This is a genomic window from Dyadobacter sp. LHD-138 (genome assembly GCF_030929615.1).
Lineage (GTDB): Bacteria > Bacteroidota > Bacteroidia > Cytophagales > Spirosomataceae > Dyadobacter.
Map to the genome: position 1 here is coordinate 57,480 of NZ_JAVFVU010000036.1, position 17,772 is coordinate 75,251.

The following is a 17,772-nucleotide window of genomic DNA, read 5'->3' on the forward strand; positions in this document are numbered from 1 at the left end:
AAGGAGCAAAGTACATGCAATATCAATCTGGTGGTTTAAGCCAGATTGATATTGTTGTTTGTTAGGCCTTTTTACAGTGCATACGGATAAATCAGCGTCATTATTTTTTTATGATCTTGTAATGCGTAACCTTATCCCTGTCCTGGCTGGACAAAATAAATACACCTGCTGAAAAATCTGACAGGTCCAGTTCGTTAAGACTTCCCGGGACGGACAAATACCGGACAACGACGCCCCTGGCATCCGTCATCCGGATCGTTTCATAGACCAATGGATTGCTAAAATAGACTTTGCCATCCGTTGGGTTGGGGTAGAGAATGTGTAAAGGTTCAGTGGTTTGCAACGCTTCTGCTGCGGCAATACGGGCCGGAGCCGTCAGTGCATCCTGACTTAAAACCACTTCCATGTCGAATTGAACATCTGAACTGGTTAAACTATTCTGATGCAGTTCAACCGCGACCGTGTTGGTTGCGTTAAAAGGCTCTTTACGAAAATAATTGCCATCGTTGGGGATCACAACGGTTAGCCAGGCATATTCGGGGGAGCCATTGGAAAAAGTTGCTTCGGTTATTGTTCCCGTCGGCATATTCGGGTCCCGGGGTAATAACTCTTTCCCGTTTACATAGATGATTACACCGTCGTCCCGCTTGTAGTTAATGATAATGGATTTGTAAATAGCATTGGAAAGATCGGGCGCTGCGAATGTTTTTCGGAAATAGTAGGTAGTCCAACGGTTTGCACAAGGCGTTGTAATGCAACCCGGAATCAGGTGTGCTTCATTGGCATTGACCTGGTAACAGGCCAGTTCGGCGGCACATGCCGGAATTGTCCAGCGCTCAAAATCTTCGCCATTGGGTGAGTAACCGAAGGATGCAGTTCCCTGCGGCCAGTTCGCAAACGTGTTATAATAATCTATGATTTTATTGCTGCCTTTCCAGCTTAATACCTCGGTGACGCCGCCGGAGACATTGGTATAATCAACGGGTTTTATACCCGTTGCCAGATATTTCCATTGATCGCCGGATGAAATAAGCATGAGCGAACCCCGCGGGTTAAGGCCGTATCCTTGCCCCCCGATACCGCCGCCACCTGCCAGTCTGCCTACGACAAACTCACCATAATGGGTGTCTGACAACAGATAATGAAAATGCAGTGGAAAATCCCCGATGTAACGGTTCTTGAAATGGTTTAGTGATGCCTGCGCAGGCGTGATGTCCGAGCTTTTATCATAGATCCAGATCCCGTCCTTGTTATAGGCCGTTGCTCCCTGCAAGGTGTTGTGTTTCCCTGCCTTGGGATCCAGGTTATAGGCCGTGTTAATGCTGTTGATTTTATAGAATTTTAAATAATCGCGATAGACCAGATCTTCGGCACTTGCTCCCCAGAACAAACTGGCCAGGTCCTCCTGTTTATAATAATGCCGGATCGTGACCTGCTGTGTTCCGCTGAGTTCAGTCGTGGGTTTAACTGACCAATATCGGTTCATGATACGCCAGTTGGAACTGAACGACCTTGTTCTGTCGGCCCGTACATAATTATCCGGATAAAAAGCCCCGATATTGGTCCGGCCGGCCGCACCACTTAACCGGACTTCAAAATTGGATACACCAACTTTTCCAATGTTGATATCGTGTTTGGCGATGGACAACAGCAGGTTGGCGTTATTGTCCGTGTAATGCGTAAAACTTGTGTTCTGATTGAGGGCCTCCGTACATTCGCAGGTGGCAATCCGGGTGGTACTATCGGTCCGGGGAACAGTGAAATTGTCCAGATCCTTATAAATGACAAACTGGTCGAGCACCTGTTTATTGGCCCCGATGAATTTTGCAGTGAGACGTTTGTTTTCAACCTCAATATGCATGGACCCGCCCATGAAAATGGCAGATTGCATGATTTTGCTGATGAGCGATGGATTTTGTAAAAGTTGGCTTGCAGTACCTTCATTAGGTCTCCCGCCACCGCCGTTTACAACATAAACAATGCCCTCATTTTGGGTGGCTGCGCTGGTTTTGTAATAAAAGCAGGAATTGGCTGTGCCATCGTATTTTCCGCTTCCCTGCGCATTACTGCCGATCGAAGGATTGTGCGTTGTCGAATTAAAGGAAGCGGATGTTTGCGAATGGCCCCGCATTAAGCGGGAACGTTGATAATCATGACTATGACCGCTCAAAACAAGATCGACCTTGTTGGAATCAAGCAGGGGAATCAGATTCTGGCGTGTCGCCGTTAATTCATCTTCAGTGTCGGAATTGTGCGAGCCGCCGCTGTATGGAGGCATGTGCGTAAACACGATCACCCAGTTGATATCAGGGTTTGCATTGGTTTTTGCAAGATCCCTTTTCAGCCATTTGTACTGTTCACCGCTTGTGGTCAGTATCTTGATAGGGGTGTCACCCGATTTTTCGTATCCATAGGTATCCAGACTTATGAAATGGATATTACCATAGTTAAAGGAATAATAGGCTTCTGTACCGGAAGGTTCTCCACCTCCTTCGCCGTTTTTGAAGTTGTCAACGACCGAGTAATAATGAACATTTTTTGTGAAGCGGTTAACTTCCCGCTGAGGAACGGTTGAGGCTCCGTCATAGTAATCATGATTACCGGGTGTTGCATAAAACGGTGTCTGCCGGAATATCCAGTCATAACGTCCTCTGCCCTTGTCGAAAATATGATCCTGATACTGGTCTTCGGTTCCCTGTTCATAGGCATTGTCACCCAGCCATAACCAAAGATCCATCGGGCCGGTTTTGTTCGCGGTCATGAAATTCTGAAACGATGCAATGGTGCTGTCCTGTCTGTTGTTGAAATTCGTTTTTGGCAATGCCCCGAAGTCGCCGAGTACCCACATCTGTATTTTTTTCTTTGAACCGGGTGGGGGAGGAGTCCGGAAAACGTGGTTAACGGATTTCTCTAAAATGAGCGTCTGTTCAGCGGGATTAGAATTATTAAACGCGGTTCCGATGTAGTAGTTGTAAAGCCGGTCTGTCGCCAGGTCGGTCAGGACAATCTTATGTTCCGTGGAAGCTGTTGTTTCGTCCACGATTCTGCCTCCGTTACTTAGGCCTTCAAATTCTTCTGCGTAGACAACACGCCCCAGTGTAGGCAGATCTGTCCGCCAGCGTATCGTCACAAACGCACGTGTAAAGTTTTCATTTTGCTTAATAGCATAGGCCATTTGCAAGTATGGCCCGCGCACAACGACAGGTGTCTGACTAAGCACTTCCAGTGAAGACAGCAGACAATACAGCAGAACGAGTATAGCTTGTCTCATAAGAAAAAGAGGTAAGGTGAGTGAGCATGGGTGCAGAAAAGTATTAGCTAAAAATTACTATTTTTTGTTTAAAAATCAAAATTTTATTTTATATATTTAATATATTATCACACTGCCAATCAGATCGTTAACTGCCTGAGGTGGTGCCGCTTTTTCGATAACCCCAACTGCAAATCAGTGCAATTGGAGGACGGGTAGACTTGGGTTATACCTGACGTAATCTGAAAACTATTATTACCGCCTTACCTCTTAATGTAATGATCAAAACAATACGATTATTGAGCCGTAAAGGGCTCCTGGCCGTGGCACTGTTCACCTGCCTGATGGCTTGTAAAGGAGAAGATGGAGCTGTCGGTCCTGCGGGCCCTGCCGGCCCGCAAGGAACACAAGGTGTAGCTGGTTCGACGGCCAATCTGGTAATATCAGCCTGGACGAAGGTGGCGAGCACGGCTTGGGTAGCCAACCAGAATTCATCCTATTTTTTAGTGTCACTGGATGAAAAAACGATTACCCAGGCCAATCTTGATAAAGCGCTTGTCATGGCCTATTATCGTAACACCGGAAGAGATAATGTTGTGTTTTCGCTTCCCACAGCAAACCAGGAGCTTGCTTTGGGTTTCTTCATGCAGGTCAGGGAAAGCAAGGGCACAATGAATTTTGATCTGACTTATGCCAAGCCACGTCTCGAACCAATTGATTTTGATCTGGAATTTCGCTGGGTTATTGTGCCGCCCGCGACAGGAGGCCGTTTGAAAAATACTGACTGGGCTAATTATTCGCTTGTAAAACAGGAATTGGGGCTTATCGATTAGATACTTACTATCTACCATATACGTGTAACCGTTCGGGCAAATACGTCAGAAGATCAATATCGGTTTTCTTCGGCATGGTCACGGCTATCGGGTTGTGTTATGCCAGGGAAATCAATGAAGTGGTTTAAATTTATTTGTGGTAAATTAATATAGGTTACGCGAATTACATTGTAAGACAGTTTTGCCGTCGGCAATCGACCAAAATTTCATTCCTTGCCTTCATATGGTAGTTGATGGGGCTACATCATCAGCCCGCAAAAATCCCAGAGGGATGACATTATTGTAGCATTTAAATGTCAGACGATTCCATCAAACCCCGTTGGGGTGGCCGATTGGTTGCAATTAGCCGTGGAATAAGAATTCTTGACGGCGTTGTACATTCGATTTCTGAAATGGTTATGTCACCCTTTCAGGGCTATGACCTGAATGTTTATCCGCATTTTCTACAATAATATCATCCCTTCGGATTATCTCTAAGTTTAAACAACTTCAATGACTTATCGTGGTTACTCAAAATTCCAGTCTGTAATTTAAAATCGGCAATAAACCGGTTTGGGTAATTAATTTGACACGGTCATTTTTTAACTCATAATAGCGGTTGAACGCGTTTAGCCGGTTCGTCACATTCTGGATATCCAGCGACAGGGTGGAAGAGGTACGTTTTCTGTTTTTGGTATAACTCACCCGCAGGTCGGTACGGAAATAGGTTGGCAGCTGTTCGGAATAACTTTTTGACCAGTCGTAAACCGTTTTTCTGTCTTTCCGTGATTGTTCAAGGTCGATTGGCGTCGTACGGTTTCCTCCGGCGGCAAGCAGCTTGATATTCGCTGCGAAAATGTTGGTTTTGTTTTTCCCGACTTTCCACTCTTTTCCTGCCAAAACATTTTGTACAAATTTTCCGTTGAAACGGCTGTCGCGCTCAATACCGTCGCGTCCGGTATATTTCGATTGGTAAAGAGAGGTCGTGCTCATGAAATAAATACCATTGGTAAGCGATTTCTCAACCGTCAGTTCAAGGCCATAACTGCGTCCTTTGCCGTCACTTGTTAAGGTATCCGTTACAAAACCACTGATTTCATTGAGTTGCGAATTATGGAGCAGAAAGGGCGTGGTGGTATTGGCCGGGCCTATGGGAATATTGTAATGATGCTGATAATACACTTCCGACAGCACCCGCCAGCTCGCCGAAGGCCGGAATTCATAACCTGCCACGGCGTGCGCCGATTTCATCAGTTTCAGGTTTTTGTTTAATTCATCGGTCCGGTTGTCGCCGATGTTTACCTGTGCGAAATAAGTGGAAATTGATTCGGTTTTACTGTGTAAACCGGCCCCCAGGCTAAATGTATGTTTTGGTGCGGCGGCCCATTTTAACCCCAGCCGGGGTTCAATGGAACTTTGGTCATTCAGCGCCAGCAGCATCGCGTGAATACCTGCGTTTAGGGTTAATGTAGAGGTGAGACGATGTTTCCACTGTCCGTATGCCTGAAATAATTCCGTACTTCCCTCCTGATTTACCTTAACCACATAGGGGCCGTCTTCATCGTCTTTGTCGAAAAGGTTGAAATTGTAATGATTCACAATAACACCCAGCCGGAATGTATTTCTGGCGTTCATTTTATAGTTGTACAACAATGAGATCCGAAGCGCCTGGTTGATGAAATCCTGCTGGTAATTGGTTTGTCTGATTTTATCGTAAAAATCGTCGCTTTGTTTGGTCGCCGAGTAAGATATGGTATTTTCGAAATAAGATTTATTGTTAATAAAACGCAGGTAATTGACACCGACAACACCGCGGTTGGACTGAAATTTTTCTTTAAGATCTTCATTATCTGCTGATGAAGTACTCAATCCGCCCAAACCCCAGACCGAAACCACGGCTCTGTCGCCATAAGGAATGTATACTTTGAAAGCGCCATCCTGAAACGTATTGGAAAAATCGCCCTGGATGTTCAGCCCGATTTTATTAAGTACAGCCAGGGTGGAGTAGCGATAATTAGCAAGATAAGAAGCACCACATTTGGGCCCGATGGGTCCTTCGGCTGCAAAATCGAGTCCGAGAACACCAGCCTGCATTGCGTACTCACGTTTTTCATTATTCCCTTTTCTGAGTTTCAGGTCAAAAACGCCCGATGTTGCGTTACCATATTCGGCTGGAAATGCGCCCGTCAGAAAATCGGAGTTTCCCAGGACGTTCGCGCTTAACGCGCTGATGCCGCCGCCGCTGGACCCTTCCTGTGCAAAGTGGTTGGGGTTAGGGATTTCTACGCCTTCCATGCGCCATAACATGCCTTTGGGGCTGTTTCCTCTCACAATGATCTGGTTGTTTCCGTCATCATTGGTGGCCACGCCCGCAAAGGACAACGCCATGCGTGCGGGATCATTGACAGCCGCGGCAAATCGTTTGGTTTGGTCTACCGTGAAAGAACGGCCGCTGACGCTAACCATGTCATTGAGCGGTGCTCCGTTTTCTTTTTGTGCTTTAATCACCACTTCGTCCAGGGCCTTGAAAGACTCGGAAAGTTTTATCGTCAGTTCAACCTCTTTTCCCGACCCAACGGTGATTTCCTGCAAAAACGCATGGTCGTAACCTACGCTCGTAATCTTAAAAGAGTGACGGCCGACAGGGACATTTTCGATCCTGAAATACCCTTCTGTATCTGTCGTGTTGCCAATAACAGGGTTCAGGGAAGTGATTACCACGTTGGCGCCAATGACGGGTTGCTGAGATTCGGTATCGGTTACGCGTCCCTTCACGACCTGGACGGGTTGCGCTTGTGCGATGACGGAATATAGTCCGGCGAGCAGTGTAAAGAAGTATTTTTTCATAGCTAATTTGTTTACATCCCTGACAACTTCGCTTTGTTTTACCCTAAATCTGACCGAAACATTTTTGTATAGAAAATATTTTTCCAATAGAATGTCTCATATCTGAGAAATATGACATAATTTTGTTTGAAAAATATGGCGGTGATGAAGGACACAAAACAAAAGATTACGGACGCGGCAATAGCGATTTTTAACGAAGATTTTTCGGCGCCTTTGGAAACAGTTGCGGAGAAGGCTGAGGTGACCCGGAGAACCTTGCACCGGTATTTTAAAGACCGGAATGATCTTTTGGCGGCTTGTCATCATACCATGCAGGAAAGTTGCAGAAGCAGCATTGGTGCCGTTTATGCTACTTACACCGAGCCGCTGGAAAGATTTGAACACATGCTTTATGCCGCGATCGATTGTGGTGTCAAGTTTTCTTTTTTGCATAAACTGCATAATAACGAACATCATAACCATTCCGAAGTGGATAAAAACTGCTCTGATTATGACAGGACTTTTAACAAGTTCAAAAGCACCATCGAAGACCTTCAAAACAAAGGTTTAATCACAGGCGGGTTGACTGCCGAATGGATTGAAATGTTATGTACCGGGATTGTTACGGCGGCTATTAATGCGGAAAAAGCAGGGAATGTAGCCCGGATCAACATTAAAAAGTTCGCATGGTATTCGTTAAGTAAAGGAGTTTTAGTTTAAAAAATTTGCATATAAATGTCTCATATTTGAGAAATTTTGATTAAAATAATGACAAAATGGATTTCGATAATTTTTACAGACAAGGCATAATGGAAAACAGAGATTTTGATGTGGTGATTATTGGAGGCAGCTATGCCGGGTTATCGGCTGCTATGGCTTTGGGCAGGGCCATCCGGAAAGTGTTGATTATTGATGCCGGTAAACCCTGCAACAGACAAACGCCGCATTCACATAATTTTATCACACACGACGGAGCCAAACCAGCCGAAATATCGGCGCTGGCCAAAGCGCAGGTACTGGCTTATCCGACTGTTCGTTTTGAAAACGACACGGTTGTCGATGTTACGGGGGCAAACAATGATTTTACGATTGTAACGGAACAAAAAGGAGCATTTACGGCAAAGAAAATCATTTTTGCCACGGGTGTCAGCGACATCATGCCGGCTATTCCCGGATTCTCGGAGAGCTGGGGAATTTCAGTCATTCATTGTCCTTATTGCCATGGATACGAATACAGCGGTCAGAACACGGGGATTTTTATGAATGGGGAAGGGGCACTGGAATTTGTCAAACTGATTGATAACTGGACGCAAAAATTAACGCTTTTTACGAATGGGAAAGCAGCTTTCAACAAAGAGATGTTCAGCAAGATTTCGAATCCGGATTTTAGAATTGTCGAGAAAGAAATAAAAGAATTATTGCATGACAGAGGACATCTGAGCGAAGTTGTGTTCAAGGATGGAAGCAGAGAGGAGTTGGATGCAATGTATGCGAAACTGCCGTTTCAGCAGCATACGGATATTCCGGCCAGGATAGGATGTGAAATAAATGATGCAGGTTACATCAAGGTCGACGAGTTTGGCAAAACTTCCGTGGCGGGAATATTTGCTGCGGGTGATAATACTTTGCGTTTACGGTCGGTGTCGTCGGCGGTGGCGACAGGAACCGTAGCAGGAGCATTTTTAAATCATGAAATGATCAGTGACCGGTATGTTTAAGGATAACTGGTTTTGGGTATTTGAAAAGGGAGGAGTCAAATTTTGAGGGGGTGAGGAGTCAACTTTCCAAAAGTTGACTCCTCTAAAACTTACCCGATTATCTTTTTTAAATTCGTATAACAGGTTTGTACCGTGTCAAACGAAGGCGCCAGGTCGTACTCGACAAAGAAATATTTTAAACCGGCGATTTGCACAGCTTCAAAAATTCGTTTAAATTCAACCACACCAGTCCCCACTTCTGTTATTGTCTGAAGATCTTTTTTGATATCCTTCACATGCCATAACGGGAAACGGCCGGGATGTTCTTTAAACAAGGCTACCGGATCTTTGCCAGCTTTGGTTGCCCAGGCCAGGTCAAGTTCCATTTTTACAAGATCCTTATCCGTTTGAGATAGAACCAGTTCATAGGCTGTTTTTCCGCCTTCCACAGGGTCGAATTCCGTGGCGTGATTGTGGTAAGCAAAACCTATTCCGGCCTTTTTACTGGCTTCGCCGGTTTTTTGAAACACTTCAATTGAATTTTTAACCTCGTCCTGCGTTCCCACCGGGGTGCTTGCACAAACCAGATAACTCAGCTGAGCTTCCGCCGCATCGTCAACGAGCTGCTGGTAGTTATCACGCAGGTTCATCATGGTCGGGATGGTGATCGGTTTTCCGTCCGATCCCACTGGTAATTTACGGCCTGGAGGTAATTTGAAAGGCGCTCCGAGCGCATGGTGTGCTCTCCATGTCATGCCCAGGTCTTCAACTACTTTTTTGAATTCCTTTGGCTTATAACCATAATAACCGCCGCGTGTACTGAACGCCGATTCGATTTCCTTGTATCCGATGGACGCAATTTTTTCAAGTGTTCCTTTCGGGTCATTGTTCATTTTTTCAAAAACAGTGAACAACTGGATACCCACGGACTTTTCCGCTGCAAATAAGTCTGTCAGGCCCGATGCTTTGGATAAGTAGGGCAGGGCCAAGCCACTGGCTGCAAGTGCGCCTGCTTTTTTCAAAAAATGTCTTCTGTCGTTATTCATATAAAAAGAAATTAGAAGTTAAATCCTGATTGTTTGTTATTGCTGAAAAGTGACTTTTGAAAAAGATAACAAAGGCTGAATTGCTTTGGCGTTCTCATTTCTGAACACAAAATAAATATCATGTTTGCCCTTTGTATCCTTGATTTTAACATGAACGGGCGGTCTGGCGAAAGGATTGAAAGGCTTGGCTGGTGTACCCGGCTTGGCGTTCTTTTTCTCACTTTCCATTTCTGCCATCACTTTGGCTATGTCAACTTCGGGTGCCATTTCCACTTTTTGTTCGCCGACGAGCATACCCGTCGGTGAGTCGAGCCTGATTTCGATGGTTCCGCCAACACTGCCTTCCCTTTTCTGTGCCGAGGCGTCGAATTCAAGTTTATCGATGCCCGATAAGTCTATGCCTTTAAATGCCAGATAACTGTTGTTAAAAGCAACCAGACTAAAACCTAAGCCGGCAACGCCTAACGCTTTTAATTCAGCACCTTTAATCACGGGCGCTTCTGCGGCATAAATTTCCGGATTTCGTAAAACGGTCATTTCTTCCGATGTCTGTGCAGGAATGGTTTTGGCGCCGCTTACGGCTCTGTCGGTAAATGCTGCCCTGATTAACACCGATCCTTTTCCGTTATCGCCTTTTGGGATCTCAGGGGTGTAGGAGCCTTTTACCGGAAGCGTGCTCAGAGTTTTGTCAGTGCTGTTCAGAATGTATTTGACAATAACCTCTGCATCAGCCACAGGCAGGGCAGGGTGGGCCGCCATCGCTACTTCTCCCCAAACACCGGATCCGCCTTCCAGTACTTTTTTGACGAGTTTGTCCAGCGCTCCCGACCGGCCTTTGTATTTATTTGAAATGTCGGCGAAAGATGGTCCTACCGATTTTGTGTTTGGCTGATGACAAACCTTGCAGTCGCTTTTACGCATCAAAACCTGCGCAACAGCAAACTGCGTGGAAGCATCCACACTGCGCTGGCTTTGTACGACTTCGGCGTAGTCAAAACCTTCGGACGTGTAATCCACGCTGACGGCAACCTGATCAGCCTTGATCTTTCCGTCCGCTAAACTGCCGCCTTCCTTATCGCTGACACTGACTGCATAATCAATCGGTTTGCCGACGAAGAAAAAGGTACTGTTTCCGGCAAGATTTACAACCACTTTCGGGGGCTCATTTCCGGCTACAATTTTCAGGGATTGGTTATTGCTGGCTCCTTTCGAGTCGGTGACAGTCAAAGCAACGTTATAAACACCGGGTTTATCAAAAGAAACATTTGGGTTTGCTGCGGTTAAAGTCTTTGGCGTAGTACCTGCACCGGTAATTTTCCAGCTGTATTTTAAAGCATCCCCATCAAAATCTTTCGTGCCTTCCGACGATAATTTCGCCTGGAAAGGAACGGTGCCACCTTTTTTATCTGTCGAAACCTGAACGATCGGTTTGCGGTTTCCACCATTGTATTCAATCCTTATCAGACGCGAGTTATCACTTTTTCTGAACCAGTTACTACCATATTCCAGAATATACAAATCACCATCGGGACCGAATTTGATATCAATCGGTTGCACCGGATGATAACCTGGAAGCACTCTCTCCATCGATTCATAATCGCCGTTTTCCTTCATACTGATCGCCATAATCCAGCCGCGCGAAAAATCTGCTGCGATCCATTTATTTTCATAATATGCTGGCCACGGACGTTTGGGATTCGTAAAATCTGACTTATGATAAATCGGACCGCCGGTAGCACTTCTTGAACCTGAACCCACAAGCGGGAATTTTTCAGAAACTCCGTAAGGATAATAGATAAAATTGGGTGCCGTTGGAGGCAGCTCCTTTAAACCAGTATTGTTTGGCGAAGTATTGACAAGGTGTTCGGGGTCTTTTTTGGCAAGCGGTTTGTTCGCAGCGTAGTCATAAACAGGAAAAGCCTGATTGTCCGCCACAAACCACGGCCAGCCGAAATTCCCAGGTTTACGCGCCTGGTTCAACTCATCATAACCTCTTGGTCCGATATCGGAATCTTCATTTGCATCCGGACCCACCTCACCCCAGTACACATAATTGGTCTTGCTGTCAATGGAAATGCGCCACGGATTGCGGTGCCCCATCGAATAAATTTCAGGTCTGGTTCGGCGGTCGTCACCGCTAGGCGTTCCTTTTGGATAAAGGTTCCCTTCCGGAATGGTATAACTTCCGTCTGCTTCGGGATGAATCCTTAATATTTTTCCTCTTAAATCATTGGTATTGCCCGCATGGCCCTGGTCATCCCAGCTGCTGCGTCCTTCCCGTTCGTCCGTTTGTGCGGCTTTTTGGTTTCCGGTGTTATTGCCAACCGTCAGAAAAAGGTTACCAGCTTTATCCCAGGTCATTCCGCCGCCGGTATGGCAGCAAACTTCGCGCTGGGTTTCTACTTCCAGAACGGTTTTTTTTGAGCTTTCAACCAGCTGTTCGTCCTTTATTTCCCAGCGGGCCAGTATATGTTTTTTTTCTGTGGGATGTGCGTAGTAAAGATAAATCCAGTGGTTTTTTTCATAGTTCGGGTCCATCGTAAACCCCATCAAACCCTCTTCGGCTTCTTTTACAACCCCGTCGGCACTGGTATATTTTGTGTTAACAGGAATGGTGGCAATAAGGTCTGTTGTTTTTGTAGCCGCATTGTATTTTTTCAGCGCGCCTTTTCTTTCAATGATATACGCCGAACCGTCTCTGATGACTTCAAAAACCATCGGCTCATCCAGGTTATCGGCGATCACGACGGGTGTGAACCTGCTTTCATCGGGTTTAGGCGGACTATCCTGCATCGTAAAGGAAGCCAGGCACGCCAGGCCGACCATCTTGATTGCAGTTTTGGTGAAATTTAAAATGTCAGGATAAATGGCGGATGGATCAATCATATAGTCAGGTTTATGGTAGTCTTGAAAATATAATAATATTTTAAGAAAAAATGGTCAATTGCGAAGTGGTGCCGGACCCGAAAATCCGACACCCTTCTTTCCATCCATCAGTATTAAAATTCGAAAGCCAATGATAGCCACAAGCTTCTTGGAAGCAAGGCTCTGCCTGGCATCATTGTGCCTTTTTCAACAGCGGAGAAATTGCGGAACTGATCACCGCGCACATCACCTTCTGTTAGTACTCTTGCATTGAGCAGGTTGTCTACCCAAAATCTGGCATTCAGATTTTTAGTGAAACTATAACCCACGCCGCCTTTCATCAAAGCATAAGCGGGTAATTTGTAGCTGTTACTTGGAGCCGTGAACCGGCTGCCGATGTAACTTCCCGCCAGATAAATGTTGAATTTCTTGTAATCATACGTTGCTGACAATTCCGTATTCAACACAGGAACGCGTTCTGTTCTTTTTCCTGTGAAACTGTATGTCGTATCGCCCAGAATCGCCACGATCGCCGAGTTTGTATTGGTGCTTGCAGAATAATCCGTGTATTTCGAATCTTGAACTGTACCCGTTAAACGTAAGTTCAGTGACTTAGTAACTTTATAGGATGCTTCAAATTCTGCGCTGTACGTTCTTGTCGATCCAAATGCCAGTAAGACTTGATTTCCCGAAGAAACCGTTGGCACGGTGATGGACAAAGAAACGTTTTTGATAGCCGAATAACTGGCTGATGCAAAAAGAGAGAAATCGTTTTTAGCATATTTAAAACCAATTTCACCTAAGTAAACCGGACGTTTCTTGATTTTTTCTGGGTTATAAGCCGTTGCATTGTAATCGGCGATATTGGGTGCGTTGTAAGCTCTTGTTGCTCTGGCGAATAAAGCTGCCGCATTGTTAATCTTGAAGTTTAAACCCGCCGTAGCTGCCCAGTTTGTAACGTTTTCAGAATATTTGGTATAGTCAGCAATCACCAAAGTAGAAGCTTTTGTGTAGTCCGGTGTACCGTCGGCTTTGTATGCATAAAACGGTCTTTTGCCATCCACATTCTGGTTATCGATACGCGCGCCCAAATCCAGTCTCCACTGCGAATTCAAAGTAATTTCGTCAGAAGCATAAGCAGATAATGTTCTTGAATCACCGATTACCGTTGCCAGTGTCAGCGGCGTGATTTGCGCAGCCGTTGGCGAGGTAATCAGTCTTCTTGGCTTTTCCTTGAATTCCTGCAAATAAGAGAAGTTATAGTTCGGTCCGTCGTTACGGTTATATTGATGAATTCCTGCACCGATTAAAAAACTATGATTGCCAAAAGTCTTTTTCAGGTCAAGATAATTCACAATCTGAATATCTTTTAATTTCTGCGTCACGCCTGTCACATTCACAAGTCTGTCACCGGATTTCAGGGAAGCCGCGGTTCCATCCAGGTAATAATATTGCGTAGTGCCGTTATAGGCAACGTTGTTTGCAGGAATCCCAGCAGTAACGTTCATGTTGGTGTGCTGATAGCGGAAATTATTATTGATTTCCCAGCCTTGATCTGTCGTGTAATTAAACTGAAAACCGCCGGCACCCTGTTTGGTATGTATCCCGTCAGACATATCGTAATTTCTGGTCACGCCGTCTGCTGCAGTGTAGCTGAATTTCGTATCAATCGTTGCCAGAGACTGGCTTACCATATCAAAAGAACTGGTTTTCGTAGGTTTTCCGGTGCCGTCGTATGGGTAAAAACTTGTCAGCATCCATTGCACCTTATCGTTCAGGTATTTTCCGTAGACACGTACAAATCCTTTCTGATTTTTAAAGTTGTAAGTCATGTTACCTTTCAACTGTCCACCCTGATTGGCCGTGTAACCTGGTGAAACAATTCCTTTATCGGTACGGTAAAAACCACCGATGTTGTAACGGATATTGCTGTTTACTTTTCCGCCTATGTTACCATCCAGACGGTAAAGTCCTTGTGACAAACCCGTTGTAGCTTTAAACTTGCCATATGTTTTTTCAGCGCCGGTGTAGCTCAGGTTATTGATTACGGCACCAGGCGTATTGGCCATCACGATCGACGCGTTACCACCTCTTACCGCTTCAATGTTTCTGATCGTAAGATCCGTTTTATAATATTGGTCAACGGAAGGAAGTGAATTATAACCAGTAGGTAAAACCGGCAATCCGTCCTCCATGATACCCAGGAAAATATAACCTCCCTGCTGCGGAAAACCACGTACCCATACGTTACCAGGGCCGTCGCCGCCTGTACTTTCAACCGTTAATCCGGGAATTGCTTTAAGTAGATCTGTGCTATTTAATGGTGCTCTGGTTTGAATGTCCTTATTATTGATCGTGGTGATGGCCACGCTGCTTTCGATTTTCTTTTTCGGGTTTCCGCCTGTCACCACAATTTCCTGCAATTGAAGGATATCGTCTTTTAGATCGATATCAATCTGCAAATCGCCGCCGATCACCTGAATTTCTTTTTTTACAGCCGTGAAACCGATGCTGCTTACGGAAAGCGTATAAGTGCCTTCGGGAATGTCAACAAAAGAGAAAGCGCCGTTCATATCCGTCACGACGCCATTGCTTTTGTAGTTCAACAGCACGGTCACGCCACCCAGTGTTTCTCCTTTGCTGTCCTTTATTTTACCTGAAACCGTATAGTTTGGCGCCTTACTTTTCATCCCGTTCAGAGATTGCGCCCCTTCCTTTGACGTGCGGCTGATGATGATCAGGTTATCCGTCACACGGTAAGTAAGTTCAAGTGGTTTCAGGGCTTCGTCCAATACTTTGTACAAAGGCTGCTGATTAACTTTCAGATTTATTTTACGATCTCCTCTGATGATTTTTGTACTGAATACAAATTTTCCGTTGATCTGTTTTTCAATACTTTGTAATATCGTTTCCACCTCTTTGTTTTCGGCATTAAGGCTGATTTTTCTGCTTAGTAATGTCTGGGCGTTTCCTTCCGTCGCATTGGCATTACCCAAAGCCCAGATGGCAATTATTAACTGATAGAGCGAGATACGCATGGCTCTTAGAATTACTTGAAAATTACACGCTTCTTTCATACATTTGAATGTTTTATTGAGGTTAGATTTGGTAAAACGGTCCCCTGCATCCTTTTTGCGAAGGATGTCTTGTTGGTTCCGAAAGCAACTTGGGGGATTCATGAGGGTCGGAGATGTTGGTAGCATCATCCGACTCTTTTTTTTAACTGTACTTTGTTTTTTACATAAATGTTGAGATAGGGTTAAAAGAATTTTTTTAGCTTAATTTTTGCAACCTTTACTATATACGATGATCTGTCCGTCGAGCATTTCATAGCGGGCTTCGATCACTTCGCAGATTATATCAAGCTTTTGAAACAGCGACTGGCGGGTCAGTGAAGCCGTTACCGGGCAGTCGCGGAGAAGGTCTTTGTCGAAAATAATATCTACCTGATAAGCATCTTCCAGATCATCCAAAACCTGGGAAGCCGGTGCATTCACGAAATCAAAAGTGGCAGCGTCATCACCATCAACCACCTCAGGCGTGTCACGGATGGTTTTTGACATATTCGTTGTTTCCCGTTCGTAAACCATCTTTTGATTCGCAGTAAGGACCATACCTTTGGATTTAAGTACTTTCTGGTCTTTGGTTTCGGTAAAATCTTTTTGCCTGAACACAGAAACTTTACCTTCCTTCACTTCAACGGTTGTTTTCAAAGCCGCGTCTTTGGCGTTGATCGTAAAACTTGTTCCCAAAACTTTGGTAACCAATTCATTGGCATACACCAGGAAAGGTCTTTTCGGATCTTTGGAAACTTCGAAAGACGCCTCGCCCGACAGATAGACTTCACGCTTTTCAACGAGGAATTTTTCAGGAAAACTGATCTTCGAATGTGGAAACATCGTTACCTTACTGCCATCCGACAGGGTGATGATCTTATTCGTTTTTGTTTCGTTTTCTTCTTCGTGTAATGGTTTTCCGGCTGTAAGTCTTTCGTAATTGCTGTCGCTGATACGGTTACGCTGATAAACCCAGCCCAGACTCAACATCATCACAACGGTTGCCGCTGCCCAGAAAACGGAGCTTCTGCTGAAAATATTCCGTGTGGAAGCAAGGCTTTTCGTTTCGGGAACTGCTGCGAAAGCCGTTTCCTTTTCACTGCGGACCTTACTTAACAACTCCTGAATCTCGAAATCGATTTCACTCTCGTCCAGGTGCGTTTCGTAATGCACGTAAACACTTTCCAGCAAAGCCTGCGCCCGGGCAATCTCCTGCTTCTGGGCAGGGTTATGGATCAGGTAGTTTTCCCAGAAAGTATTGTCGGCGTCACGTTTGTATCGTACCCAATTTTGAAACCGGGCGTCTAATACAAAATCTTCAAGGCTATATTCTTGGTATTGATTCATGTTATTGTTGGCTTCTACTTATACATAGGCAGCGGTTAACATGAAATAATCAAAATATTTCACTTTTTTTTGAAAAAACTTCGAAAAGGTGTTTTTCGGGGAACGACGGGCTATAATTTGTCTTTCAGTTCCTGAATGGTGCGGTACAATAAATTGGCAACAGATTGCTTTGAAATGGACATCACCTGTGCAATGGATTCGTTGTCGAGGTTTTCGAAAAAGCGGAGATAAATAATTTCCTGCTGGCGTTTGGTCAGCAGGTTAATCTGCTGGTTCAGCATTTTCAGCATCGCTTCATTCGTTTCAATTTCGATAATTTGCTGCTCAATGGAGTTTTCACCCAGATTCTCTGATTCAAAATCCATATCGTCTTCATCCGAAAGCCATGGTTGTTTCAGGCTTTCGCGGTGGATTTTCCTGCGTAATGATTTCAGAAGATAAAATTTCACAAAACCGGTGTCGCCGATCGTTTCTCTTTTTGCCCACAATTCGAGAAACAAATCCTGAATGCAATCCTTGACAAATTCGCGGTCTCTGGAAAATTTTACGCCATAACTAAACAGACTGCGGTAGTACTGTCGTGCAATTTTTCCAAAGGCGATATCATCCCCTGCACGAAAAGCATTCCATAGTTCAGATTCGTCTGTATTTAGGTCAGTAGGGCTGGGCATTTAAATTCTTGAGAGCGATGCGAGTTCGATAAAAGGGATGCAATCCTACGATTTTTTATATAAAACTACAATATTATTTTATCTTATTCTGATATAAACCGCTCATTTGCCGGTGTAGCTGTTGATTTTTGCGGTAAATAATTTGGTATAAATCGTTTTCTGCGGGACCCGGAATTACAAATAACAAGGCTTGGAAGGCGGT

The 17,772-nt window shown here is 44.9% G+C and carries 10 protein-coding genes; 3 read left to right on the plus strand and 7 right to left on the minus strand.

The features are described from left to right. Positions 1-100: 100 nt before the first annotated feature. Entirely contained in the window at positions 101-3,271 is a 3,171-nt protein-coding gene (locus RB622_RS23575) for a metallophosphoesterase (RefSeq protein WP_308049174.1), read from the minus strand. 257 nt (positions 3,272-3,528) lie between these two features. Here RB622_RS23575 and RB622_RS23580 point away from each other — a divergent pair, with 257 nt between their 5' ends. Continuing rightward, on the plus strand, positions 3,529-4,083 hold the full coding sequence (locus tag RB622_RS23580; RefSeq protein WP_308049175.1) for a hypothetical protein: 555 nt from the start codon (positions 3,529-3,531) through the stop codon (positions 4,081-4,083). Between the two features lie 510 nt (positions 4,084-4,593). On the opposite strand, the gene RB622_RS23585 is transcribed toward RB622_RS23580, so the two are convergent. Next, a complete protein-coding gene (locus RB622_RS23585; protein WP_308049176.1) occupies positions 4,594-6,909 on the minus strand; it encodes a carboxypeptidase-like regulatory domain-containing protein in 2,316 nt (771 codons plus the stop codon). Positions 6,910-7,053: 144 nt separating this feature from the next. Between RB622_RS23585 and RB622_RS23590 the strand changes: the two genes are divergently transcribed. Together RB622_RS23590 and RB622_RS23595 are read left to right on the plus strand one after the other, a co-directional pair. Then, the gene (locus RB622_RS23590; RefSeq protein ID WP_308049177.1) at positions 7,054-7,608 is read left to right on the plus strand and encodes a TetR family transcriptional regulator; all 555 of its coding nucleotides are present in this window, start codon (positions 7,054-7,056) and stop codon (positions 7,606-7,608) included. A gap of 89 nt (positions 7,609-7,697) precedes the next feature. Beyond that, the gene (locus tag RB622_RS23595; protein ID WP_308049178.1) at positions 7,698-8,606 is read left to right on the plus strand and encodes an NAD(P)/FAD-dependent oxidoreductase; all 909 of its coding nucleotides are present in this window, start codon (positions 7,698-7,700) and stop codon (positions 8,604-8,606) included. Between the two features lie 89 nt (positions 8,607-8,695). Here RB622_RS23595 and RB622_RS23600 read toward each other — a convergent pair whose 3' ends face one another. From RB622_RS23600 to RB622_RS23620, 5 genes are all read right to left on the minus strand, one after another. After that, a complete protein-coding gene (locus RB622_RS23600) occupies positions 8,696-9,631 on the minus strand; it encodes a sugar phosphate isomerase/epimerase (RefSeq protein WP_308049179.1) in 936 nt (311 codons plus the stop codon). A 36-nt stretch (positions 9,632-9,667) separates the two neighbouring features. Continuing rightward, on the minus strand, positions 9,668-12,517 hold the full coding sequence (locus RB622_RS23605; protein ID WP_308049180.1) for a PQQ-dependent sugar dehydrogenase: 2,850 nt from the start codon (positions 12,515-12,517) through the stop codon (positions 9,668-9,670). 113 nt (positions 12,518-12,630) lie between these two features. Further along, complete coding sequence (locus RB622_RS23610) at positions 12,631-15,573, minus strand: TonB-dependent receptor (RefSeq protein WP_308049181.1); 2,943 nt, start codon at positions 15,571-15,573, stop codon at positions 12,631-12,633. Positions 15,574-15,774: 201 nt separating this feature from the next. Further along, entirely contained in the window at positions 15,775-16,899 is a 1,125-nt protein-coding gene (locus RB622_RS23615; protein ID WP_308049182.1) for a FecR family protein, read from the minus strand. A gap of 110 nt (positions 16,900-17,009) precedes the next feature. After that, positions 17,010-17,570 (minus strand): sigma-70 family RNA polymerase sigma factor, encoded by a 561-nt coding sequence (locus RB622_RS23620; RefSeq protein WP_308049183.1) that lies wholly within the window; start codon positions 17,568-17,570, stop codon positions 17,010-17,012. Positions 17,571-17,772: the final 202 nt, after the last annotated feature.